General features: G+C 63.8%; 20 protein-coding genes. 14 read left to right on the top strand and 6 right to left on the bottom strand.

The genetic code is table 11. The features are described 5' to 3' along the window. The first annotated feature begins 74 nt into the window (after positions 1 to 74). Positions 75 to 1,148: a YeeE/YedE family protein gene (locus WNZ15_RS09195; protein ID WP_342892671.1), complete on the top strand. Its 1,074-nt coding sequence runs from the start codon at positions 75 to 77 to the stop codon at positions 1,146 to 1,148. A 277-nt stretch (positions 1,149 to 1,425) separates the two neighbouring features. Continuing rightward, positions 1,426 to 2,088: a L,D-transpeptidase gene (locus WNZ15_RS09190; protein WP_342892670.1), complete on the top strand. Its 663-nt coding sequence runs from the start codon at positions 1,426 to 1,428 to the stop codon at positions 2,086 to 2,088. A gap of 14 nt (positions 2,089 to 2,102) precedes the next feature. Here WNZ15_RS09190 and WNZ15_RS09185 read toward each other — a convergent pair whose 3' ends face one another. Continuing rightward, positions 2,103 to 3,155, bottom strand: coding sequence for a permease (locus WNZ15_RS09185; RefSeq protein WP_342892669.1), 1,053 nt, complete (start codon positions 3,153 to 3,155; stop codon positions 2,103 to 2,105). Positions 3,156 to 3,245: 90 nt separating this feature from the next. Here WNZ15_RS09185 and WNZ15_RS09180 point away from each other — a divergent pair, with 90 nt between their 5' ends. After that, positions 3,246 to 4,097, top strand: coding sequence for a LysR substrate-binding domain-containing protein (locus tag WNZ15_RS09180; RefSeq protein WP_342892668.1), 852 nt, complete (start codon positions 3,246 to 3,248; stop codon positions 4,095 to 4,097). A 74-nt stretch (positions 4,098 to 4,171) separates the two neighbouring features. Here the strand turns inward: WNZ15_RS09180 and WNZ15_RS09175 are convergent, their stop codons facing one another. The 3 genes from WNZ15_RS09175 to WNZ15_RS09165 form a co-directional block, all read right to left on the bottom strand. Then, positions 4,172 to 5,587: a pyridoxal-dependent decarboxylase gene (locus WNZ15_RS09175; RefSeq protein ID WP_342892667.1), complete on the bottom strand. Its 1,416-nt coding sequence runs from the start codon at positions 5,585 to 5,587 to the stop codon at positions 4,172 to 4,174. Between the two features lie 328 nt (positions 5,588 to 5,915). After that, positions 5,916 to 6,635 carry a response regulator transcription factor gene (locus WNZ15_RS09170; protein WP_342892666.1) on the bottom strand — a complete coding sequence of 240 codons (720 nt, stop codon included), beginning with the start codon at positions 6,633 to 6,635 and terminating at the stop codon, positions 5,916 to 5,918. Continuing rightward, positions 6,632 to 7,900: a sensor histidine kinase gene (locus WNZ15_RS09165; protein WP_342892665.1), complete on the bottom strand. Its 1,269-nt coding sequence runs from the start codon at positions 7,898 to 7,900 to the stop codon at positions 6,632 to 6,634. The genes WNZ15_RS09170 and WNZ15_RS09165 overlap by 4 nt, the downstream gene beginning before the upstream one ends. Positions 7,901 to 8,126: 226 nt before the next feature. Here WNZ15_RS09165 and WNZ15_RS09160 point away from each other — a divergent pair, with 226 nt between their 5' ends. Genes WNZ15_RS09160 through WNZ15_RS09140 form a run of 5 tightly spaced genes read left to right on the top strand, consistent with a single transcriptional unit; the run spans position 8,127 to position 13,475 of the window. After that, the gene (locus WNZ15_RS09160) at positions 8,127 to 9,143 is read left to right on the top strand and encodes an ABC transporter substrate-binding protein (RefSeq protein WP_342892664.1); all 1,017 of its coding nucleotides are present in this window, start codon (positions 8,127 to 8,129) and stop codon (positions 9,141 to 9,143) included. Between the two features lie 13 nt (positions 9,144 to 9,156). Further along, positions 9,157 to 10,674: a sugar ABC transporter ATP-binding protein gene (locus WNZ15_RS09155; RefSeq protein WP_342892663.1), complete on the top strand. Its 1,518-nt coding sequence runs from the start codon at positions 9,157 to 9,159 to the stop codon at positions 10,672 to 10,674. Further along, positions 10,671 to 11,624, top strand: coding sequence for an ABC transporter permease (locus tag WNZ15_RS09150; RefSeq protein WP_342892662.1), 954 nt, complete (start codon positions 10,671 to 10,673; stop codon positions 11,622 to 11,624). The genes WNZ15_RS09155 and WNZ15_RS09150 overlap by 4 nt, the downstream gene beginning before the upstream one ends. Then, on the top strand, positions 11,605 to 12,567 hold the full coding sequence (locus WNZ15_RS09145; RefSeq protein WP_342892661.1) for an ABC transporter permease: 963 nt from the start codon (positions 11,605 to 11,607) through the stop codon (positions 12,565 to 12,567). Before WNZ15_RS09150 ends, WNZ15_RS09145 begins: the two co-directional genes overlap by 20 nt. Beyond that, positions 12,564 to 13,475 carry an SMP-30/gluconolactonase/LRE family protein gene (locus WNZ15_RS09140; protein WP_342892660.1) on the top strand — a complete coding sequence of 304 codons (912 nt, stop codon included), beginning with the start codon at positions 12,564 to 12,566 and terminating at the stop codon, positions 13,473 to 13,475. The genes WNZ15_RS09145 and WNZ15_RS09140 overlap by 4 nt, the downstream gene beginning before the upstream one ends. 287 nt (positions 13,476 to 13,762) lie before the next feature. On the opposite strand, the gene WNZ15_RS09135 is transcribed toward WNZ15_RS09140, so the two are convergent. Next, positions 13,763 to 16,324, bottom strand: a complete 2,562-nt coding sequence (locus WNZ15_RS09135; RefSeq protein ID WP_342892659.1) for an FAD-dependent oxidoreductase — start codon at positions 16,322 to 16,324, stop codon at positions 13,763 to 13,765. A gap of 396 nt (positions 16,325 to 16,720) precedes the next feature. Between WNZ15_RS09135 and WNZ15_RS09130 the strand changes: the two genes are divergently transcribed. Next, on the top strand, positions 16,721 to 17,074 hold the full coding sequence (locus tag WNZ15_RS09130) for a CidA/LrgA family protein (RefSeq protein ID WP_342892658.1): 354 nt from the start codon (positions 16,721 to 16,723) through the stop codon (positions 17,072 to 17,074). Next, on the top strand, positions 17,067 to 17,783 hold the full coding sequence (locus tag WNZ15_RS09125) for an LrgB family protein (protein ID WP_342892657.1): 717 nt from the start codon (positions 17,067 to 17,069) through the stop codon (positions 17,781 to 17,783). The genes WNZ15_RS09130 and WNZ15_RS09125 overlap by 8 nt, the downstream gene beginning before the upstream one ends. 117 nt (positions 17,784 to 17,900) lie before the next feature. On the opposite strand, the gene WNZ15_RS09120 is transcribed toward WNZ15_RS09125, so the two are convergent. Then, a complete protein-coding gene (locus WNZ15_RS09120; protein ID WP_342892656.1) occupies positions 17,901 to 18,596 on the bottom strand; it encodes a GntR family transcriptional regulator in 696 nt (231 codons plus the stop codon). Between the two features lie 93 nt (positions 18,597 to 18,689). Here WNZ15_RS09120 and uxaC point away from each other — a divergent pair, with 93 nt between their 5' ends. The 4 genes from uxaC to WNZ15_RS09100 are packed head-to-tail and all read left to right on the top strand — an operon-like array spanning position 18,690 to position 22,996. Continuing rightward, positions 18,690 to 20,132 (top strand): glucuronate isomerase, encoded by a 1,443-nt coding sequence (gene uxaC / locus WNZ15_RS09115; RefSeq protein WP_342892655.1) that lies wholly within the window; start codon positions 18,690 to 18,692, stop codon positions 20,130 to 20,132. Between the two features lie 22 nt (positions 20,133 to 20,154). After that, a complete protein-coding gene (locus WNZ15_RS09110) occupies positions 20,155 to 21,135 on the top strand; it encodes a TRAP transporter substrate-binding protein (RefSeq protein ID WP_342892654.1) in 981 nt (326 codons plus the stop codon). Positions 21,136 to 21,189: 54 nt separating this feature from the next. Next, positions 21,190 to 21,714 (top strand): TRAP transporter small permease, encoded by a 525-nt coding sequence (locus WNZ15_RS09105; protein ID WP_342892653.1) that lies wholly within the window; start codon positions 21,190 to 21,192, stop codon positions 21,712 to 21,714. Position 21,715: 1 nt separating this feature from the next. Continuing rightward, a complete protein-coding gene (locus WNZ15_RS09100) occupies positions 21,716 to 22,996 on the top strand; it encodes a TRAP transporter large permease (protein ID WP_342892652.1) in 1,281 nt (426 codons plus the stop codon). Positions 22,997 to 23,013 lie beyond the last annotated feature (17 nt).

The raw sequence follows: 23,013 nt of genomic DNA, 5'->3' as shown, positions 1-23,013 counted from the left end.
GGTCAATGCCTCATGGCCGGAAATGAGGCAGAACAGCCCTTCCGGTTGCCGAAGCGGCCGTTCTGGAGGGGGCGATGGATCTGACATTCCTGCTGGAGACGATCTCCGAACCCTGGCTGCTCGCGTTTGGTGGCCTTGTGGTCGGTGTTCTGTTCGGCGCTTTCGCCCAGCAAAGCCGGTTCTGCCTGCGCGCGGCCAGTCTGGAGTTTTCAAGAGGCACGCCGAATGACCGCCTGCCGGTCTGGCTGCTGGCGTTTTCCGCTGCTGTTCTCGTGACCCAGGTACTTGCCGCGATCAATGAGGTTCAGGCCAGCGAAGCGCGTCAACTGGCCTCGCCTCAAAGCCTGTCGGGCGCGTTGCTGGGCGGGCTGATGTTCGGGGCCGGCATGGTGCTCGCGCGGGGCTGCGCCAGCCGTCTGCTGGTGTTGTCCGCGACGGGCAACCTGCGCGCGCTGCTGTCGGGTCTGGTTTTCGCCGTGATCGCGCAGGCGAGCCTGCGCGGCCTGTTCCGGCCGCTGCGCGAATGGCTCGCGGGACTATGGACCACCGGGGATATCGGCGGCAACGATCTGGCCGCCCATCTGGGACTGACGTCCGCCATGACGATTGCGTTCGCCTGCCTCTGGCTTGCCGCCGGGCTGGTGTTTGCCTGGCGCGCCAGACTGAAGCTCTGGCAAGCGGTCGCGGCTGTCGGTGCCGGCCTCGCGATCCCGCTTGCCTGGTGGTTCACGTCGTCCACGGCGCGGCAGGCCTTCGATCCGGTTCAGGTGGAAGGGGTCACCTTTACCGGACCGTCGGCGGACACGCTGATGCTGCTGCTGTCGCCGCCGGGCAACGTGCTGGATTTCGATATCGGCCTGGTGCCGGGGGTCTTTCTCGGGTCCTTCCTGGCCGCGCTTTTGACCCGCGAACTGAAACTGCAAGGCTTCGAGGGCGGCAGGTCGATGGCCCGCTATCTGACCGGCGCCACGCTGATGGGATTTGGCGGCATGCTGGCGGGGGGCTGCGCCGTCGGCGCGGGCATCACCGGAGCGTCCATTTTCGCGGTCACGGCCTGGATCACGCTGACCGCGATCTGGGTTTCGGCGGGTCTCACCGACCGGGTGCTCAGCGGGATCGAAACCGGCCGCCTGCAGGCGGCGCAATAACCGGGCCGACGGAGCGGTCGACCGCCAAGCTTTCTTCGCGTCTGCCGTCCCGGTCTTGAGCCGAGACCAATTCGCATAAGGGGAAGGTCCCGGCTCAAGGCCGGGACGGCCAGCAATTGGTGCGTGCGCCCGGTGGCTGCCGTTAAGCGCCTGTTTACCATAATCATGTTGCCTTCCCTGCAGGATAGAGTGATTAGTTCCTTGGCTTTTTGAACTTATTGACCGTGCGTTCCCACGCCGCCGCGAGGCTGGTACAGGAGCGCTGAAAGGACGCGACATGGCGTTGATGATGAACCGCCGCACATTTGCAGCGGGGGTCGGGCTGCTTCTGGCTGGCTGCCAGAGCAAGCAAAGCTCGATATTGCAGGCCGGCCTGACGCCCCTTGCGGACGGCACACCGGATTACGCGTCGGCCTATGCGCCCGTGACCGACGGGGGATTTTCCCTTCCCGGGATCCAGTACCAGAATTTCGATCCGCAATATCTCAGGCAGGTCGTCTACTATCCGAGCAAATATCCGCCGGACACGATTGTCGTCGATCCGAAAAACAGGTTTCTCTATCTGACCCAGCCGGGGGGACGTGCGATCCGCTACGGGATCGGGGTCGGCCGGGCCGGGTTCGCCTGGAACGGGGAGGCGGTGATCCGCTTCAAGCGGGAATGGCCGAAATGGTTTCCGCCGGACGAGATGATCGAGCGCGATCCCAAATTGGAGAAATACCGGGACGGCCAGGACGGCGGGCCGCGCAACCCGATCGGCGCCCGCGGCCTTTACCTGTGGCAAGGCAACAAGGACACGCTGTACCGCATTCACAGCACCAACCAGCCGAGCAGTATCGGCACCAATGCCTCCAGCGGCTGCATCCGCATGTGGCACCAGGACGTCATCGATCTTTACGACCGGGTGAGCCTGGGTACCAAGGTTGTCGTGCTGGGGTGAGCGGTGTACCCGGGTCACCCCGGGGACAGCCATTCGCCCTGGTACAGCCATTCGAAGGCATAGCCGGCGAAAAGCGACCCGGAGACCGCCAGCAGCAGGTAAAGCAGGAACGGCCGCAGCGCGAGCACGGGAAAGATCGCGAGCGCCCCCCAGATGCTGACCACGCCGCCTGAGACCAGAAAAGCCATCGCGGCTCCGGGGGACATGCCGTTGTCGATGAGGCCGCGTGTCAGCGGCAGCGCGGCGTATCCGTCTATATAGGCGGGCGCGCCCACCAGAACCGCAGCGGGTATCGACCACCATTTGTCCGCGCCCGCGTAGGCCGCCAGCGATCCGGGCGTGACGGCTGCGTTCAGAGCATATTCTGCGGCGAAGGCCGGTATCAGGCACAGCAGGATCAGGCGGGTGGTGGCAACCGCCTGACCGGCGAACAGGTGGCGCCTGTCCTTGTGCCGCCAGATGCGCGGGGCAAAGGACCTGTCGGATCCGCAACGCCGGGCGGCCAGATTTCTTGCCAGGGCGTTGTCGCGCAGCATCGGGCGGTTGCCTACCAGGCGCGGGAGTGCCGCCGTTACGGCTCCGCCATAGATGCCCAGGGCAAAGGCCGCCAGCGTCTTGCCGACCGCGAAGGCCAGACCGAGGGTTGCCGCCGTGGTCGCCAGCATGGCCGGATCGGTGACCGGGGACGACAGCCAGAATGCCATCACCGGGGCAAGCGGAATGCCGGCGGCGAGCAGGCCGGTCATCAGCGGCAGGACGGTGACGCCGCATACCGGCGTGAGCGCACCGATGGCCGCTGCGATGACGATGGCGGCCGGGGTCCGGGTCTCGAACGCGCCGGCAACGTGACTGTCCGCGCCGCTGGCGATGATCCATGCGGTCAGGACAATGCCGAAGACGACGATGGGGGCGACCTCGCCCAGGCCCAGGATCACCGACATGGCCATGCCGGACATGAAGTGTGGCCACAGGCCGGCGGACACTCCGCTCAGTGCGAGCCCTGCCGCCGCCGCAATGCCCCATCTCATGCGCCGGGTGTTCTTCGGAATTGTCTGTTGTGCGTCCATGTCGGCCTCCGGTTTGTCCGGCTTGCACGATAGGTGGCGATGCGTCATATATAAAACGAATATCTTCAATATCAGATATATGATTTTCCGATGCAAGATCTCGACAGCGACCTTCTCAGAACCTTTCTCGCGGTTGCAGGCACCGGCAGCATCACCGAAGGCGCGCGCCGGATCGGCCGGTCCCAGTCGGCGACCAGCCTTCAGATCATGCGGCTCGAGGAGGTGCTGGGACGGGCCGTGTTCGCGCGGACCGGGCGCGGTGTGGCGCTGACCGATGCCGGACAGCGCCTGATGCCGGTCGCAAGAGACGTGACCGGGCGGCTGGACGTTGCCTTGCGCGATATCACGTCCGACGGGTTGCGTGGCAAACTGCGCCTCGGCATCCCGGACGATCACGGGCGGGCGAAACTGGCGCAGATCCTGGGAGCGTTCGCGCAGTCCCATCCGCAGGTGGAGCTGGAGGTCACCTGTTCGCTGAGCACGGAGTTTCCCGCACTGCTGTCGCGCGGGCAGCTCGATCTGGCGGTCCATGAAGTCGAGACGCCTGGCCCCCGGGAAGAGGTGATCCACGGAGACCCGACCTGCTGGGTCACGTCCAGTTTTCAGGATCTCGCGGCAGCCGATCCGGTGCCGGTTGCCCTGTTCGACCGGGCCTGCTGGTGGCGCGATGCGGCGATTGCCGCCCTGGAAAGCCGTAGCAAGCCTTACCGGATCGTGTTTTCAAGCCAGAGTGTTGCCGGGGTGACGGCGGCCGTGGAGGCGGGTATCGCCGTCGGCCTGCTGGGCCGGTCTTCGCTCACGGATCACATGAGGGTGCTGGGCGCCGGGCAGGGCTTTCCCGAAATGCCGGTCTCCCGGCTTGTCGTTGCCACGGCGGCGCATGCCGACGAGACCCTGGCCGGCACGATGACGGCAGCCATCCGCGCGGCGTTTCGGGACTGAGCCCGTACATCCGGGGCAGGGACGCAGCCTGCGGGCCTGTCCGCCCGTGCCCGCCCGTGGCCACCCGTGCCCGGTCAGATCGGCGGTCTGCGGGCAATTTCGGTGATGACGTCGAAGGCGGTGTCGACATCGGCGGCGGTGCAGTCGAACTGGCCGACCTGGAAGCGGATCACCTTGCGGCCCTCCAGAAGTGTCTGGGTCAGGTAGATCCTGCCGTCGTCGTTGATGGCGTCGACCAGTGTCTGGTTCAAGGTGTCGAGATCGTCCACGCCGGCAGGCGCATGTCGGAAAGTGAACAGCGACAGAACCGGCTCGGACGTGATCTCGAAATCCGGCTCCGCGCGCAGGCGCCCGGCAAGCGTCACCGACCAGGCGACATGGTTGCGGATGCGCCCGCGCAGATCTTCCAGGCCGTGGTAACGTAAAAGGAACCACAACTTGAGTGCCCGGAAACGGCGGCCCAGGGGGATCGACCATTCCGAATAGTTGACCACGCCGTCATGGCCGTGGGTCTTGAGGAATTCCGGACGGATCGCCAGCGTGCGGACCAGGTCTTCCGGGTCGCGGACGAAATGGGCGGAGCAATCGAACTGCGCGCCCAGCCACTTGTGCGGGTTGAACACCATGGAATCGACGCCGTCCACACCGGACCAGAGGTCCCGGAACTCCGGAACGATCATGGCCGCCCCGGCCCAGGCGGCGTCGAGATGCACATAGAGGCCGTGGTCCCGTGCGACCGCGACAACGGCGGCGACATCGTCGGAGCCCCCGACGCCGGTCCCGCCGGTGCAGGCAATGATGCCGGCGGGTGTGTGGCCCGCAGCCAGATCCGCCTCGATGGCGGCGCGCAAGGCGTCCGGGTTCATGGCCCGGCGAGGCCCTTCTACCGGAATGCGCACCAGATTGTCCTGGCCAATGCCGGAGATCCAGATCGCACGGTCGATCGAGGTATGCACCTCGTTGGAGGAATAGACCCGCAGCCGGGGCTGGCCCGACAGTCCTGCCTGGTTGCCTTGCCAGTTCAGCGCGCGCTCGCGCATGGTCAGGACGGCGGCCAGCGTCGCGCTCGAGGCGCTGTCCTGAATGACGCCGGTGAAGCTCTCGGGCAGGCCGACGGCCTGGCGCAGCCAGTCCATCATCCGCGTTTCCAGTTCGGTCGCCGCCGGCGATGTCTGCCAGAGCATGCATTGGGCGGCCATGGCGGAGACGAGCTGTTCCGCCAGCATCGACACCGGCGCGGCATTGGCCGGGAAATAGGCAAAGAAACGCGGGTGTTGCCAGTGGGTCATGCCCGGCAGCACGATCTTCTCGAAATCGGCGAAGATCCGCTCCATTTCCTCGGCGATCTCGGGCGCCGCCGCCGGCAGGGCATCGAGGATCTCGCCCGGCGCGACCTGCGCGCGGACGGGACGGTCGCGCAGGGTGCGGTGATAATCCGCGGCCCAGCCGGCGATGCGCCGGCCCCAGCCGGCAAAGTCGGTCCAGTTCATGTCTTATACCAAGCGCAGTTGAAAGGAACCCGTTTGAAGGCATTGTCCCGGCTCGCCGACGAGGCGCCTTGCGAAGGGCGGTCTGGTCGACCGTTCAAGCAGCGCAACGCTGCCCGGTGAGCCGGAACAAGCCACCGCAGGCCGCGTTTGGAGACTGTTCTGCCGTTTCGCACGTCTTGACCGATGATCCACATCGCTCTGCGACGTGCTCCTTGCCGAACAATCTCCAAACGCGGTCAAACGGTTTCCTTTCAATTGCGATTTGTATAACCTATGGCGCAGCAACCGGCCTTGCCGCAAGTCCTGGCGACTTGCAGCAGAAAACCGCCTAGGCCTCGCTCAGCCATTTCTGCAGGTCGCGTTCGGCGCTTTCCAGGCTCTCCGCGTTGATCGCCCTCAGGTTCAGGGCGCGCGTGATCGCGCGGGTGCGCTTGTTGATGGCAAAATCACGGGTGCCGGCCTCGATGCTGTCCACGCCGAGCTTGTCGTAGAGCGACAGCAGCCGGTTCTGGACCGTTCGAAGGGAAAGCCCTTGCCGTCTGGAAATCATCTTGTCGGACAGACCGAGCGCCAGATCCAGCAACACGGCGTATTCGCTGTCGGTCAATGTGTCGTGGGTCCTGACATTGCGCTGCTGGACCCTGTGTATTTCCTGATCGACGACGATCTGGGATTCCAGAAGAACCGCGCGCAGGGCGAGCTGGAGCCGCTCCCTGGTCGCCGTCTTCAGGACATAGCCATAGGACGCCTCGTTGGGAACGATCCGGGCGATGCCGCGCATGTAGGCCTCGTCGGAATAGTTCGACCAGAACAGGATGCGTGTCTGCGGCCGCTCCCGCCAGATCGTGCGCGCCGCGTCGATGCCGTTGCGCTCCTTCATCTGCAGGTCCATCACGATCGCGGAGACGACTTCCCGGCGCGCGAGGGCCTCGCCTTCGACGCCGTTGACCGCATGGAGGATCTCGTCGACTTCCGGCAGGGCCTGTCGCAGGGCGTCGCTCATGAATTCGGCGTGGAACTGGTCATCCTCGACGAGAAGCACCTTCATGCGATCTCCTCCGTGGATGCGCCGGTCATGTCTTCCGGCATGGCAGGCGGATCCAGAGGCAGCCTGACAACAATCCGGGTGCCGGATTCGCAGGACATGGTGAATTCGGCAGCCACCAGCCGTGCCCGCGTCCGCATGTGCGCAATGCCTCCGGTCGCCTTGAGGGGCAGGGATCCGGCCCGGCTGGCCGATAGCCCCACGCCATTGTCGGCGATGACCATGATGAGTTCGCCGCCGTCGCTTGTCAGGGTGACGCCGATCCGATCGGCGCGCGCATGGCGACCGGCGTTGTTGATCGCTTCCTGCGCGATCCGGAACAGCGAAATCCGTGTGCTCGAATCCAGCCGGTCGATCAGGCCGTCCGTGTCATCGGTGATCTGCAGGGTGGTCGCCTCGACGTCTTCCACGGCGCGCTCGAGATGAATTCTGAGGGCGTGGGCGAAGCCGAACATGTCCAGCACGCTGGGAACGGCGGTGTCGATGATGCCGCGCAGATCCTGGATGCAGTCCCGGATGCTTGAGATCACACGCGCCTTGTCGGCTTCGGTGTCCGCCTTTTCCAGCGCGCGCATGATGCGGGTCAGGTCAGCCAGTGTCTGGTCGTGCAGATCCATGCCGATGCGCTGGCGTTCCTGTTCCAGAACCCGGGTCAGCTCGAACGCCCCCTGCCGCAAACCTTCTTCCCTGGCCTGAGCCTCGGCCCGGACCACGGCCGCCTGCTTCGCCTTTTCGTTGGACTTGAGCGAATAGAAATAGGGTGCCAGCACGTCGGCGATCTGGTGGACCCGTTCCACGGTATCCATGTCGTAGATGCCCGGGGTGCGCGAGGAGCAGTTCAGTGCCCCGATGGTGCGCCCGAGCACCTTCATGGCCACATTCACCCGGCTGCGCAGCTTGTGCTTGATGATCGGCTGCGCCAGCGACCCTTCATAGGTGTAGCGCGGATCCTCGATCGCGTTGCCGGTGAGCATGTAGTCGGTCTCGCCCAGCAGAATGCTGCGGATCGGCGAATTGACCACCGGTGTCCGCGACAGGCTCCAGCGGGTTTTCAGGCCGACTTCATAGCTCGTGTTCCAGGTGACGGCCTCATCCACGAGGCAGACATCCAGATGATCGATCGGCAACAGGTTCTCGATTTCCGCCTTGACCGAACGCAAGGCGGAGCGAATTTCGACCTGCCCGGCCAGGTGTCTTGATATGCGCAGCAGGGAGAAGAGCGGATTGGGGTCGCTCTCTTTCCCCTTGCAGTCGGCTTCCTGTCGCATGGCAACAACAAGCTCCTCCCGTTATTGCCCTGCAGTTTGCGGCAGCCCGGCGCCGACGGCAAGGCATCTATATGGGGCGCAGACGCAGCGCAGATGCGGGAACCCGCAACTGCGGTGCGCGTGTGCGGCTTTACCGGCTGCTTTTCACCAAGCAATCTGATGGATGGAGGCGGCTGGAGAACCGTTTCCGCATAAGGACGGCGCAAATCTGCGCCAGGGAGGAAAAATGAATATCAAAGCCAAGCTTCTGGGGGCTGCCGCAATCGCCGCGGTTGTCCTTCCGGGACATTCGATTGCCGATACCGCAGACAAACGGATTGCACTTTCCAACAATTATGCCGGAAATTCCTGGCGACAGGCGATGCTCACCAGTTGGGAAAAAGTCGGTAACAAGGCCGTGGAGGACGGCGTTGTCGCAGCGGCGGACGCCTTCACCACGTCAGAGAACCAGGCGACCGAGCAGGCCGCCCAGATCCAGAACATGATCCTGCAGGGCTATGACGCCATTGTCGTCAACGCCGCGTCGCCGACGGCGATCAACGGTGCCGTCAAGGAAGCTTGCGATGCCGGCATCGTCGTCGTCTCCTTCGACGGCATCGTGACCGAACCCTGCGCCTGGCGCATCGCGGTCGATTTCAAGGAAATGGGCCGCCAGCAGGTGGAATACCTGTCGTCACGGCTGCCGGACGGCGGCAATCTCCTGGAAATTCGCGGGCTGGCCGGCGTTTTCGTGGACGATGAAATCCATGCGGGCATCGCTCAGGGCGTCGAGGAATTTCCGAAATTCAAGATCGTCGGTTCGGTTCACGGCGACTGGGCGCAGGATGTCGCGCAAAAGGCGGTCGCGGGCATTCTGCCCAGCCTTCCCGAAATCGCCGGTGTGGTGACCCAGGGCGGCGACGGCTACGGTGCCGCGCAGGCCATCAAGGCCGCCGGCCGGGATGTTCCGATCATCGTGATGGGCAACCGCCAGGACGAGATGAAATGGTGGGCCGAGGCACGTGACGCCGACGGCTACGAGACCCTGTCCCTGTCCATCGCGCCGGGTGTCAGCACGCTTGCGATGTGGGTGGCCCAGCAGGTCCTGGACGGCGCCGATGTGCCCAAGGATCTGACGGTTCCATATTTGAAGGTGACCCAGGACACGCTTGACGAAACCCTTGCGGCAACCCCTGAAGGGTCCGTTGCGAACGTCGAATACAGTCTGGAAGATGCCCAGGCCGCCATCGCGTCCGCGCAGTAGGGGAGACGCCATCTTGCAGCAAGCAACCGGCGCCGGTGAGCAAAAGCCGGATGTCCCGCTGGTTGCCTTGTCCGGGGCGAGCGTGCACTTCGGTGCCGTTCGCGCCCTGGACGGGGTCAGCTTGTCCATCAGCCCGGGCGAATGCCTCGGGCTGATCGGACACAACGGGGCGGGAAAATCCACTGCGGTCAATGTCATAAACGGGGGGCTGACGCCGACAACCGGCCGCATCGAATACACAATGCCTGACGGCAGTACGGCAACCGGCCGCCTGGCGGCCCGGGCCAGCGGCATTCGCAGCGTGTTCCAGGAACTTTCCCTGTGTCCCAACCTGACCGTTCTGGAGAACCTGAGGATCCCGCATCGCGATCTGACCGGATCCGGATGGCGGCAGCGCGCGGGCACGCGCATCCTGCAGTCCCTCGACACGATTTTTTCCGGACACAGGATCAAACCGGGCATGACCGTCGGTGACCTCACCATCGCGGAACGGCAGATGGTCGAGATCGCCTCCGCCTTCGCAGACGGCAGCGACGCGACCCGGCTGGTCATTCTCGATGAACCGACCTCCTCGCTCGATGCCTCGATCGCCCGTCAGCTGCTGGATCACGTGCGCGCCTTCTGCGCCGGCGGCGGGGCCGTCATCTTCATCTCGCACATGCTCAACGAGATCTTCGACGTGGCAACACGGATCGACGTGATGAAGGACGGCAAGATCATTGCAAGCAGACCGGCCGGGGACTTCACCCAGAAGGGGGTGATCGACGCGATGGGGCATGTCGTCGGCGACGACGCGCAAAAGCAGTCCAGGGATCGCGACACGGAGCGGATCGGCGAAGAGGTGCTGCGGACCCCGGAAGGGCTTGCCGCCAGAAAGGGCGAGATCGTCGGGCTGGCCGGACTTGCCGGACACGGTCAGGCGGAAGCGCTGGCACGGTTCTATTTTTCGCGCTCGGGAAGCACACGCCGGGTCCGCGCGCCGGAAGTCGCCTTCGTGGCCGGTGACCGGGGCCGCGACGGGGTTCTTCCGCTCTGGTCGATCCTGCGCAATCTCTCACTGACGCACCTGCCGCGCCTGGTCCGCCGCGGGTTGGTCGATGGGGCGGCCGAGCAGGCGCTCGGCAACGAATGGAAGTCCAGGATCGGTATCAGAACCGCCAGCATGGACAATCCGATCCTGTCCCTTTCCGGAGGCAACCAGCAGAAGGCCCTGTTCGCCCGCGCGCTTGCCTCCACCGCCCCCATCGTGGTCATGGACGATCCGATGCGCGGGGTCGATGTGGGGACAAAACGCGAAGCCTACGACCTGATCCGGCGCGAGGCGGCCGCGGCGCGCACATTCCTCTGGTATTCGACGGAAACCGAGGAAGTCTGCCAGTGCGACCGGGTGTTCGTGTTTCGCAACGGCCGGATCTCGGCCGAGTTGTCCGGGGCCGAGATCACGGAGGAAAACATCCTCTCCGCGTCGTTTGAAATGCAGGAAACGGGTGAAGTGCCGGAAACGGGCGAGAACCTGGAGGCCGGCCGATGAACGGACGTTTCAGGATCCTGCTGCCGGTGCTGTCCCTGGCGGTGCTGCTGGCGGCGGTGTTCTATCTGCAACCGCGAGCCATGAGCTACTTCGGTCTCAACCTGTTATTCAACCTGGCAGTGCCGATCGCTCTGGCGACCATTGCCCAGATGATGATCATCATGGTCAACGACATCGACCTGTCGATCGGTGCCTTCGTCAGTTTTGTGGCCTGCGTGACCGCGACCTATCTCAATGACGCGCCGCTGATCGGGGCGCTGATCCTGCTGGCGTCGATCCTTGCCTATGCGGCTCTGGGGGCGCTGATCCACCTTCGTGACCTGCCGGCCATTGTCGTCACCCTCGGAATGTCCTTCGTCTGGGCCGGTCTTGCGGTGCTGATCCTGCCGTCGCCGGGCGGTGCCGCACCCGAGTGGATCCGCGCGGTCATGACGGTGAAGCCTCCCCTGGTGCCCATGGCAGTGGTGGCATGCGTGCTGATCGCCGGGCTGACGCACTTGCTGATCATGCGGTCCTCGACCGGCACGTTGCTGCGGGCAGTCGGCGGCAATGCGCAGGCGGTGTTCCGGTCGGGCTGGTCGGTGGTCAGACTGAAGGCGGGCGCCTACGCGCTGGCGGGCCTGTTCGGTGTGCTGTCGGGCATGTGCCTTGTCGGCCTGGCCACGTCCGCGGACGCCAACATCGCGCTGCGCTACACGCTGCTCTCGATCGCGGGCGTCATTCTGGGGGGCGGCGAATTCACAGGCGGGAAAGTCTCCCCCGTCGGTGCCGTCCTGGGCGCGCTGACGCTGACCCTTGCCGCCAGTCTGCTGTCCTTCATGCGCCTGTCGCCCGACTGGCAGATCGGCGCGCAGGGGGCAATCCTGATCCTGGTGCTTGCCGTGCGACTGGTGTTCGCCCGCAAGGGGCGGAAATGGAAGGAGGCCGGCAATGGCTCATCGGATGGCTGACATGATCGGCTCCCTGGCGCGCAGGCCCTGGTTCTGGGCGTTTGCCGCAAGCGCGCTTGCCTTCGCCGCGACCCTTTACCTGACAGACGGTCGCGGCGGTGGCGGGCTGCTCTCGGCGGCGCTCACATTCGCGTCGTTTTCCGCGATCGTCGGCATCGGCCAGATGTTCGTGATCACCCTCGGCCCGGGCAATGTCGACCTGTCGATCCCGGCGACGATGACCCTGGCCGGGACCCTGGCATTGAAATTCATGGACGGGGCATCGAGCCTCGTGTTGCCCGGTCTGGGGATCGCGCTCCTGGTGGGACTGGGGGCCGGCTGTTTCAACTACCTGCTGATCCGCCTGCTGCGGATCCCGCCGATCATAGCCACCCTGTCCGCGTCCTTCCTCTACCAGTCGCTTGCGATCTGGTGGAACCGGGGACTGCGGATCAAGCCGCCGGAAGTGCTGGCGGAATTTACCACGGGGTCATTCGCCGGCGTTCCCAATCTTGCCGTCATCGGCATTGTCATCGCCCTTTTCGGCTGGCTTATCCTCGAGCGCTCGCTTGCGGGCCGGTGGCTTTCCGCCTTCGGCCAGAATACCCGCGCTGCACGGCTGAGCGGCGTTCCGGTCGAGACGGTCAGGGCCGTCACCTACATTTCCTGCGCCGTGCTGGCGTCTCTCACGGGATATCTGCTGGCGAGTTTTTCAGGCGGGGCCGCGCTGAACATGGGCGCGGAGTATCTGCTGATCTCGATTGCCGTGGTGGTGATCGGTGGCAGCTCCATCGCGGGCGGGAACTCGAACGTGCCGGGTATCTGGGGCGGTGCCCTGCTCATGTTCCTGGTCGTGTCGATGCTCAATTCATACGGTCTTGGGGCAGGGGTCCGCCTGATCATGACCGGAACCATCATCATTGCGATTGTCGCAGCCGCTTCGGGCAAAGGAAGGGCCGTATGAGCCAGATGTTTTCCTGCTACCAGATCGATGACCCGCGTTTCAGGTCCCTGATCCAGAAAAATGCCGGTCTGCACCGGATCGCGACGGGGTTCGAATGGACCGAAGGTCCGGTCTGGTTTGCCGATCAGCAGGTGCTGCTGTTCTCGGACATTCCGGCCAACCGCATGATGCGGCTCACCCTGGACGGTCATGTCAGCACCTACCGCCAGCCCAGCAACTACAGCAACGGCAACATTCGCGACCGTCAGGGGCGGCTGGTGACCTGCCAGCACGGCACACGCTCTGTGACGCGGACCGAGATTGACGGCAGTGTCACGGTGCTGGCCGACAGCTATCAGGGAAAGCGGCTGAATTCACCGAACGACGTCGTCGTTCAATCGACCGGTGCGGTCTGGTTCACCGATCCGACCTACGGCATCCTGAGCGACTACGAGGGTTACAAGGCGGACCCGGAACAACAGACGCACAATGTCTTCCGCATCGATCCGTCAACGGGCGCCGTCGAGGCGACGATCGCGGATTTCGTTCAGCCGAACGGGCTGGCATTCTCGCCGGACGAGCGCATTCTCTATGTGGCCGAATCCGGCTCCAGCCACGATCCGGACGTGCCGTCGGTCATTCGCGCGTTCGATCTGGATGATGCCGGCCGGATCACCGGCGACCGGGTGTTCGCCACCATCGACAAGGGACTGCCCGACGGCATGCGCGTGGACAGCGAAGGGCGCGTGTGGAGTTCGGCTGCCGACGGCATCCACTGTTTCCATGCCGACGGCACACGGCTTGGCAAGATCCTGGTGCCGGAAGTCGTCGCCAACCTGTGTTTCGGTGGCCCGCGCGGCAACCGTCTGTTCATCGCCGGGACGACCTCGATCTACATGATCGCGGTCAATGCCCACTCGGCGGTGTAAGAGAGCCATACGCTCAGACACGGGGGCCGGTACTCAGACACGGAGCCGGAGATCTCCTGCCACCTCTCCTCCCTCGGGCCTTCCCCGACTTGATCGGGGATCCATACCACGCCGCCCCGGCCAAAAGCCGGACAGGTGCATTGACGCGCCGCACGGCCCTTTCCCGCCCGCTCTGCGAGTGTGTGGGTCCCCGATCAAGTCGGGGAAGGCGCCGGGGGGAGGTGAGGGCGAGGCGAATGGGGGGCGCCTTTTCCCGCGATCGCGTCAGCCCGCCCCCGTCACCCCGCTCAGGAGCGGGGCTTGAGGTTTTCCGGGTCGTAGAGCGGGGCGTAGCCGACGCCGGCGACCTCGACCGGGTAGGTTTCCGAAAAATACTCCACGTTCAGCTTGCGGCCGACCTGACAGTAGTCTTGCGGCAGGTAGGCCAGCGCGATGTTGCTGCCGATGGTCGGGCCGAAGGCCACGGAAGTGGTGTAGGAAATCCGGCCCAGACTGTCGACCAGGGTCTTGCCGGTGTCCGGGTCCATCACGGGCAGGGCACCGACCGGGTAGCGCCTGACGCCGCTCGCATCGGTGTTCTCGCTCATGACCAGCGTGCACAACATGGCCGGCTGCTTGTCCCGGGACCGGTATTCCAGGTGTTTTTCCTTGCCCCGGAAATCGGCTTCCTTGACTTTCGGCCGGGCGAGATCCGCCTCATAGAGATTGTACTGGGTCAGAAGGTCGGCGTTCTGCAGGCGCAGGGATTTCTCCAGGCGGCGCGAGTTGGCGTATGTCTCCACACCGACGGCCATGATGCCGAGTGCGCGCAACGCATCCCAGACGGCGAGGCCGTCCTCGTATTTCATGTGCAGCTCCCAGCCCTGTTCGCCGACATAGGACAGCCGGAGAGCGGAGACGGGTTTGCCGGCGATCTCGATCTGCCGGATGGCCGCGAAGGGGAAGTTGTCCGGTTCCAGCGCCGCCGGATCGGCGACGACCTTCTTGAGATTGTCGCGGGCATTGGGGCCCCAGATGCCGATGGTGGTAAAGGTCTCGCTGACATCGGTCACGGTGACGTTGAAGCCCTTGTCCTCGGCGACGCGCCTGACATAGTGAAGGTCGCGCGGGCCGGCATCGGCGCCGTCGACGATGCGGCAGCGATCTTCCATGCGGAACACGGTCAGGTCGGCGCGGACATTGCCCTCGTCGTCGAGGAAATGGGTGTAGATGCCCTTGCCGATATTGGCGTCGCCGCCGATCCTGGCCGCGCACAGCCATTCCAGCAGCGCGACGTGATCGGGGCCCTCCACGTCGAACATGTAGAAATGCGACAGGTTGATGAGGCCGCAATCCTCGCTGAGCGCCAGTTGTTCGGCGTTGGAGACCCGCCAGAAATGACGGCTGTCCCACTCGTTTTCGCGCACCGGGACCTTGTCGCCGTATTTTTCAAGCAGGTGCTCGTTGGCGGCATAGCCATGGGCGCGTTCCCAGCCGCCGAGTTCCATGAAATACCCGCCGAGTTCGACCTCGCGCTCGTAAAACGGCGAGCGCTTGACGCCGCGGCTCGAGGCATAGGGCTCACGCGGGTGGATCGCCGGGAAATAGATCTTCTGGGCCGCCTCGGTGCAGCGGTTCTCGATGAAGTCCTCGGTGAGCTGGTGTCCGTAGAACCGGGTGTAGTCGATGGAAGCGTGGTCGATTTCGGTGCGTCCGTCGGTGATCCAGTCGGCGATCAGCTTGCCGTAACCGGGACCGTCCTTGACCCAGATGGCAACACAGTACCAAAGGCCGCGCACCTTCTGGCTTTCGCCGCAGGACGGGCCGCCGGCCGCGGAAACCTGCAAGAGGCCGTTGAAGGAATGGCTTTCGTTGTAGCCGATCTCGCCCAGGATCGGCGTCAGTTCCATGGCGCGTTCCAGCGGCTCGATGACCTGTTCCATTTCCAGGTCGCGCTGGGACGGCGACAGGCGGGCCTGGTCCTTTTCCAGAAGATCGCGCGGGTGGCACATGCGCGGCTGGTCCGGCTCGTAATAGCCCCACTCGATCTGGCCGCCTTCGGCGGTTTTCGGATCGCCGGTGTCGCGCATATAGGCGGAATTGCCCTGGTCGCGCAGCAGCGGGTAGCCGATCTCCTTGCCGGTGCCCTCGAATTCATTGTAGGGCCCGAAGAAAGTGAGCGGGTGGTCGACCGGCATCACGGGGAGATCCTCTCCGACCATGTCGGCGATGAGGCGGCCCCAGAGGCCGGCGCAGACGATGACGTGTTCGGCCATGATCGTGCCGCGGTGGGTCTTGACGCCCTTGATATGGCCGTCCTCGACGATCAGCGTCAGGGCCGGCGTGTTGGCAAAGGCCTTCAGCTTGCCGGTCTTCTCACCGTCATCGACCAGTTTTCCTGCGACGGTCTGCGAGCGCGGAATGACGAGGCCGGCGTCCGGATCCCACATGCCGCCCTGGACCATGTCCTCCTCGATCAGGGGGAATTTTTCCTTGATCTCGGCAGGGGAGACCAGGCGCACATTGGTGCCGAAGGCCTTGCCGGACGTCACCTTGCGCTTGATTTCTTCCATCCAGGCATCGTCGCCGGTGCGCGCGACCTCCAGGCCGCCGACACGGGCGTAGTGGCCCATCCTTTCGAAGAAATCGATCGAATACTGGGTGGTCCAGACGGACAGGTAATCGTGGCTGGTGGTGTAGCAGAAGTCGGAGGCGTGGGCGGTCGATCCGATGTCGGTCGGAATGCCCGACTTGTCGATGCCGACGATGTCGGTCCAGCCGCGCTCGATGAGATGATGCGCCACCGAGGCGCCGACAATGCCGCCCAGACCCACGATGACGATTTGTGCCTTGTCAGGAAAAGCTGACATGTCTCATTCCTTTTCAATGGGCCGGGAGCAGCGTGCCGATGCCGCGTTCCTCCGGTGTAGCCGATCCGTGAGGCCGCCGGCGGAAACACAGGCTGTTCCCGGCGACCCGTGCCTTGCGGGCCGGACCGCCGTTTCGTGTCGGCAGTATCGCGGCTGATTGCGGGGCAAAATAGCGTAATTGCGTCATGGGGCATTATCGCCACGACACGGCGTTCATTCCAGTGCGGGGTCGCGGTCGCAGGGAGGCCATGTCCGGGGCGCGGACGAGACCGCACGGTCACTTTGACGATCGGCGTTGGTCAAGGTCATAGTAGCGCCCGTGAGGGGAGGATTTGCCGCTGCCGGAACGCCGTTCGGCAAATGGCTGATTCCCCGTTTTTCAGGAGAAACTATGCAATGCTCGGTGCGGTCGCGGTCTTGTTTTCGTTTCAGCTCGCAGGGGAGGTGATTGCCCGCTTTCTGGGCCTGCCGGTCCCCGGACCCGTGATCGGGCTGGCGCTGTTTGCCGCGCTGCTTGCACTCAGGCCGGATCTGGTGCCTTCGGTGGAGGGCACCGCAAGGACCATCCTGTCCCACCTGTCGCTGCTGTTTGTTCCGGCAGGGGTCGGCGTTGTCGCCAATCTTGATCTGCTGGCGGACAAATGGGTCGCGATCTGCGTCGTGCTGGTCGCCAGCACGGTGATCACGCTGCTGGTCAGTGTCGGAACCTTTCTTCTGGTGGTCCGGATGACGGGAGGCGAGGATGCGTGACGCGGCCGGCATCTGGAGCTACCTGTCGACAGAGCCGCTGTGGTGGCTGAGCTGCACGATCCTGGTCTACCTTCTGGCGGACTGGATCTCCCGGCTCGCGGGCCGCAATGCGCTGGCCAATCCGGTCCTGATCGCCGTCTGCCTTCTGGCAGCGCTCATCTGGCTGACGCGGACGTCCTATCAGACCTATTTCGAGGGTGCGCAGTTCATCCATTTCCTGCTCGGACCGGCAACGGTCGCGCTCGCCGTTCCGCTTCATGCCAACCTGCCGGCAATCCGCAAGTTCGCCGCACCGATGCTGGCCGCGCTTGTTGCCGGCTCGGTCGCCGCGGTGGTGTCTACGGCGCTCCTGTCGATGGCATTCGGTCTTCCCGAACAGATCATCGTCTCCATCAGTCCGAAATCGACCACGGCCCCTGTGGCGATCGGTATTTCCGAGGCTCTCGGCGGGCTGCCGACTCTGACCGCGGTTCTGGTCATCCTGACGGGAATAATCGGCGCGGTCGTGGTGACCCCGCTGATGAACGTGCTGAAGATCCGCGACTGGCGCGCACGTGGATTTGCCGTGGGCGTGGCCGCGCACGGTATCGGCACCGCCCGGGCGTTTCAGGTGAACGAAGTCGCCGGTGCCTTCGCCGGGATCGGCATGGCGCTGAACGCCCTCCTGACGAGTGTGCTTGTTCCTGTCGTCATCGCGGCGCTGTTGTGACGAGAGCGGTGGCTGCCGGAAAAACCTGGCAGGGGAGCAAATCCGGGTGACGCCGGGGCGGTTTTCGCCAGCCGCGAGCGGCACAGCGGCCGGGCACCGGAACAGGCCATTTCAGGATCATTCCTGAAAATATTCGGGCTTTTCTGCCCGGATCTTGCCCAAAATGAATTCGATCCGCCCGAGATGTTCGGTCAGGACCGTTTCCAGACGTGACCGGTCGCGTTGCCGAAGTGCGTCGATCAGGTCGATGTGGTCGTCATAAGCCTTCTGTGCGGCGCCGATTGTCAGGGAAATGAACCGCACCCGGTCCATGTGGGCCTTCTGCTCCCTGATGAGCGCCCAGACATATTCATGCCCGGCGATCTCGCAGATGCGCCGGTGAAAGTCATCGTCCAGTGCATGGAACAGTTTCTGGTCGTTGGCGTCCGCCGCCGCTTTCTGATCCCCGAGGGTCCTGGCGAGCTCTTCTATCTGGCTGTCCGAAATCAATGGGAGGGCTGCGGTCCAGCAGGCCATCTCGAGGGCCGTGCGAACGAACTTCGCTCTCAGAACCGCTGCCTCGGAAATCTTCGAAATCACCGTTGCGCGTTGTGGCCGGATCAGCAAAAAGCCGAGTTGAGACAGGCGGAAAAAGGCGTCCCTGACCGGCTGGCGGGAAATCCCAAGGGCTTTCGCGACCTCGACTTCAGACACTTTCGTGCCCGGCGGCAGCTCCAGGGACAGGATCTGCTGGTGCAATTCCGCAAAGACCGTATCGGTAACCGACGGGATCTTTATGGGCTCGAGCACCTTCAGGGCACCGCTGTCTGTCATCGCATTTCTCTCGTTTGACTTATCTGATCATCTAGCATATCAGTTTGCTAGCTGCAACATCGGCAAGACCACCAAGGTAATTAGGAGGCCAGAATGGCACTTGGGAAAGCGGGAACGCCCGGCACATCGGAAAACCGATTGTCCCCGGATCGTCTTTTTCCGGTTGAACCGGAAGTCCGCGCCATCGCCCGGGATCTCTACGACAGCGTAAAGTCCCTGCCGATCGTCAGCCCGCACGGGCATACGGATCCGCGTTGGTTCGCTGAAAATGATGCCTTTCCCGATCCTTCCCAACTGTTCATCGTGCCGGACCATTATGTGTTCCGGATGCTGTTTTCCCAAGGCATTGACCTGAGTGCGCTGGGCGTGGCGCGACTGGACGGGGGCTGGAGCGAAACGGATAGCCGGAAAATCTGGAGGGTCTTCGCCGAGAACTTCCATCTGTTGCGCGCCACGCCGTCGCGCATGTGGCTGGACCACTCCTTCCAGGAGGTCTTCGGCTGGACCGGGCGGCTTTCGGCGGAAACGGCGGATGAGGCCTACGACCACATCGCCGATTGCCTGACCCGCCCGGACTTCCGTCCGCGTGCCCTGTTCGAACGGTTCAACATCGAAGTCATCGCCACGACGGAATCGCCCCTGGACGACCTGAAATGGCACCGCATGACCCGCGACAGCGGCTGGAGCGGCCGCGTCGTGACCGCCTACCGGCCGGACGCCGTGGTCGATCCGGAGTTTGAAGGTTTTGCGGAGAATGTCGAGACTTTCGGTGGGCTTGCCGGCGAAGACGCGACCTCCTGGCAGGGCTACCTCAGGGCGCATCGGGCCCGGCGGGCCTATTTCAAGTCCTTCGGCGCCACCTCGTCCGACCATGGCCATCCCAACGCCCGCACCGAGAACCTGTCGGCTGCGAAGGCCGAGGACCTGTTCCAGAAAGCGCTCGGCGGCACCTGCACGCCGGATGAAGCCGATGCCTTCCGCGGACACATGCTGACCGAAATGGCAAGGATGAGCCTGGACGACGGCCTGGTCCTGCAGATCCATCCGGGCAGCTTCCGCAATCATTCCGGGCAGGTGTTGAGCACCTTCGGCCGGGACAAGGGCTTCGACATCCCGACCCGGACCGACTATGTGCGTGCGCTCAAGCCGATGCTCGACGCCGTCGGCCTGGAGAAGGACCTCTCCATCATCCTGTTCACGCTGGATGAAACCGCCTATGCGCGCGAACTGGCGCCGCTTGCAGGGGTTTATCCAACCCTGAAGCTGGGCCCGGCGTGGTGGTTCCACGACAGTCCTGAAGGCATGCGCCGTTTCCGGGAGCAGACCACCGAAACGGCCGGGTTCTACAACACCGTCGGCTTCAACGACGACACCCGCGCCTTCTCCTCGATCCCTGCCCGGCACGATGTGGCCCGCAGGGTCGACTGCGGATACCTCGCATCCCTCGTCAGAACCGGGAGGCTCGACGAGGACGAGGCATATGAGGTCGTACAAGACCTCAGTTACAGGCTTGTGAAGCAAGCCTATCGGCTCTGATGAGCCATTTTGGGAGGAAGAAATGACTGTACTGAAAACCCTGACGGCATCGCTGCTAGCGACTGCCGCACTTACCAGCGCCGCGTTCGCGTGTGAAGTGACACTGAAATCTTCGGACACGCATCCGGCTGGCTATCCGACCGTCACGGCGGTGGAGCACATGGGCAAGCTGCTGGAAGAGCGCACCGACGGCCGCATCTGCGTTGAAGTGTTCCATTCCGCGCAGCTTGGCGAGGAAAAAGACACGATCGAACAGACCAAGTTCGGTGTCATCGACCTGAACCGGGTCTCCATGGGCCCGTTCAACAATCTGGTCGAGGAAACCAAGGTCGTTTCGCTGCCTTACGTGTTCAAGGGCGTCGATCACATGCACACCGTCATGGACGGCCCGATCGGCGATGACATCCTGGCCGCGTTCGAACCGCACGGCTATGTCGGCCTGGCCTTCTTCGACGGCGGATCTCGCAGTTTCTACAACAAGGTCAAGCCGATTAAATCGATTGAAGACCTTGAAGGCATGAAAGTGCGGGTCATGCAGTCCGACATCTTCGTCGACATGATGTCCGCTCTTGGCGCCAATGCGACCCCGATGCCTTACGGCGAAGTCTACTCGTCGATTCAGACGGGCGTCATCGACGGTGCCGAAAACAACTGGCCCTCCTACGAGTCTTCCGGTCACTTCGAGGTTGCCGGCTACTACACCCTGGACGAACACCTGATCGTTCCGGAAGTTCTGGTGATGTCCAAAAAGTCCTGGGACGGGCTGTCTGCCGAAGATCAGGCTGCGGTCCGTCAGGCGGCGAAGGACTCCGTGCCGGTGATGCGCGAGCAGTGGCAGGCCCGTGAAAAGGCCTCCGAGGAAAAGGTCCGCGCGGCCGGTGTCGAGGTCATCACCGAAATCGACAAGGAGCCGTTCATGGCAGCCATGGACAGCGTTTACGAAAAGCACGTCACATCGGACAAGCTGAAAGACCTGGTCGCCCGTATCCGCGCGACCAACTGATCATCTCTCACCTGCGGCCGGTTCCGGCCGCAGGTTCTTTTTCAGGATTCCGACGTGCAACCTCACCTGACCCTCACCGCGCAAGTGATGCGCCACGTCTCCACGGCAGCCCTCTGGCTTGCCGGAGGCGGCCTCGTTCTGATGACCGTTTTCATCTCCGCGCAGGTGTTCATGCGCTATGTGATGAACGACAGCCTGGTCTGGTCCGAACCGGCCTCCGTCATCCTCATGGGCTGGTTCATCTTTCTCGGGGCCGCTGTCGGTATCCGGGAAGGCTATCATCTCAGTTTCGACGTGCTGCTGTATTTTTTGCCCCAGGGGACGAAGCTGATCCTGTTCAGCATTTCCGACCTTGTCGTGACCGCCTTCGGGGCCGGCATGGCTTGGTACGGCGCAGAGCTGGCCCTGTCCGCCTGGGAGGTGAAACTGCCTTCGCTCGGCGTCTCCGGCGCCTTCGACTTCCTGCCGCTGGTCGTTGGCGGCTGCCTGGTCTTCATCTTTTCAATCGAACGCCTGTTACGGCGCGCCGCCGGGCTGCCGACCGCGCGCTTCGGCGAAACCGAACCTGAGGAGGCGTGAGTTGGAACCCCTGATCCTTTTCGGCACTTTCACGATCCTCCTGCTGATCGGCACGCCCGTCGCCTTCTGCCTCGGCGCGGCTTCGCTTGCGACCGTGCTTTACATGGACCTGCCGCCGGTCATCGTCTTCCAGCGCCTGAATTCCGGTGTCTCGGTGTTCGCGCTGATGGCTATTCCGTTCTTCATCTTTGCCGGCGAACTGATGGTGCGCGGCGACATTGCCCGCCGTCTGGTCGCCCTGGCAGGTGCGGTGGTCGGACATCTGCGCGGCGGTCTCGGGCAGGTCAACATCACCGCCTCGGTGCTGTTCGGCGGCATATCCGGGTCGGCCGCGGCCGACGCGACCGCCATCGGCGGGCTGATGATCCCGCAAATGAAGGAAAAAGGCTATTCCGTCGAATACGGCGTCAACATCACCGTGATGTCGTCGATCATCGCGCTGATGCTGCCGCCGTCCCACAACATGATCATCTATTCGATCTCCGCGGGCGGACGGCTGTCCATCGCCGACCTCTTCACCGCGGGTATTCTGCCGGGCCTGCTGCTGGCCGCGTCCCTGATGATCACCGCCTGGTTCGTCGCCAGACGGGCAGGCTATCCGACGGAACATTTTCCCGGCATGGCCGCGCTCGGCGCCCTGTTCGTCAACGCCATTCCGGGGCTTCTCCTGATCGGCATCATTTTCGGCGGCGTGCGCTCGGGCGTGTTCACCGCCTCCGAAAGCTCCTGCATCGCGGCCGTCTATGCTTTGCTGGTGACAACGCTTGCCTATCGCACCATGCACTGGCCGGAGTTCGTCGGAGCGACAAAGGCGGCGGTCAGGACCACGGCGATGGTGCTGCTTGTCATCGGCTGCGCTGCCGCCTTCGGCTGGCTGCTGGCGTTCCTGAAGATCCCGGCGGAACTGGTCGTGTTCATGAAGAGCGTGTCGGAGAACCCGCTGGTCATCCTGTTGATGATCAACATTATGCTCTTGTTTCTCGGCACCTTCATGGACATGTCGCCCCTGATCGTGATCACTACGCCAATCTTCCTGCCGGTCGCCACCGCCTTCGGTGTCGATCCCGTCCATTTCGGTGTCATCCTGGTGCTCAATCTCGGCATCGGCCTGTGCACACCGCCGGTCGGCACGGTTCTTTTCGTCGGCTGTGCCGTCGGTCGCATTTCCGTCTGGGATGCGGTGCGGACGATCTGGCCCTTCTATGGTGCGGCTGTTTTCACGCTGCTCCTGGTCACTTATGTTCCGGCACTGTCACTCTGGCTGCCGTCCCTGTTCCACTAGGTCACGAACCTGAAGGT

The sequence above is a fragment of the Roseibium sp. AS2 genome, assembly GCF_038900065.1.
Taxonomy (GTDB): domain Bacteria; phylum Pseudomonadota; class Alphaproteobacteria; order Rhizobiales; family Stappiaceae; genus Roseibium.
This window is presented reverse-complemented; position numbering and strand designations above follow the sequence as displayed.

Bases quoted from the DNA above. Each gene is read 5' to 3' on its own strand.
- WNZ15_RS09195 (WP_342892671.1), top strand. From the start codon at position 75: ATGGATCTGACATTCCTGCTGGAGACGATCTCCGAACCCTGGCTGCTC.
- WNZ15_RS09190 (WP_342892670.1), top strand. From the start codon at position 1,426: ATGGCGTTGATGATGAACCGCCGCACATTTGCAGCGGGGGTCGGGCTG.
- WNZ15_RS09185 (WP_342892669.1), bottom strand. From the start codon at position 3,155: ATGGACGCACAACAGACAATTCCGAAGAACACCCGGCGCATGAGATGG.
- WNZ15_RS09180 (WP_342892668.1), top strand. From the start codon at position 3,246: ATGCAAGATCTCGACAGCGACCTTCTCAGAACCTTTCTCGCGGTTGCA.
- WNZ15_RS09175 (WP_342892667.1), bottom strand. From the start codon at position 5,587: ATGAACTGGACCGACTTTGCCGGCTGGGGCCGGCGCATCGCCGGCTGG.
- WNZ15_RS09170 (WP_342892666.1), bottom strand. From the start codon at position 6,635: ATGAAGGTGCTTCTCGTCGAGGATGACCAGTTCCACGCCGAATTCATG.
- WNZ15_RS09165 (WP_342892665.1), bottom strand. From the start codon at position 7,900: ATGCGACAGGAAGCCGACTGCAAGGGGAAAGAGAGCGACCCCAATCCG.
- WNZ15_RS09160 (WP_342892664.1), top strand. From the start codon at position 8,127: ATGAATATCAAAGCCAAGCTTCTGGGGGCTGCCGCAATCGCCGCGGTT.
- WNZ15_RS09150 (WP_342892662.1), top strand. From the start codon at position 10,671: ATGAACGGACGTTTCAGGATCCTGCTGCCGGTGCTGTCCCTGGCGGTG.
- WNZ15_RS09145 (WP_342892661.1), top strand. From the start codon at position 11,605: ATGGCTCATCGGATGGCTGACATGATCGGCTCCCTGGCGCGCAGGCCC.
- WNZ15_RS09140 (WP_342892660.1), top strand. From the start codon at position 12,564: ATGAGCCAGATGTTTTCCTGCTACCAGATCGATGACCCGCGTTTCAGG.
- WNZ15_RS09135 (WP_342892659.1), bottom strand. From the start codon at position 16,324: ATGTCAGCTTTTCCTGACAAGGCACAAATCGTCATCGTGGGTCTGGGC.
- WNZ15_RS09130 (WP_342892658.1), top strand. From the start codon at position 16,721: ATGCTCGGTGCGGTCGCGGTCTTGTTTTCGTTTCAGCTCGCAGGGGAG.
- WNZ15_RS09125 (WP_342892657.1), top strand. From the start codon at position 17,067: ATGCGTGACGCGGCCGGCATCTGGAGCTACCTGTCGACAGAGCCGCTG.
- WNZ15_RS09120 (WP_342892656.1), bottom strand. From the start codon at position 18,596: ATGACAGACAGCGGTGCCCTGAAGGTGCTCGAGCCCATAAAGATCCCG.
- uxaC (WP_342892655.1), top strand. From the start codon at position 18,690: ATGGCACTTGGGAAAGCGGGAACGCCCGGCACATCGGAAAACCGATTG.
- WNZ15_RS09110 (WP_342892654.1), top strand. From the start codon at position 20,155: ATGACTGTACTGAAAACCCTGACGGCATCGCTGCTAGCGACTGCCGCA.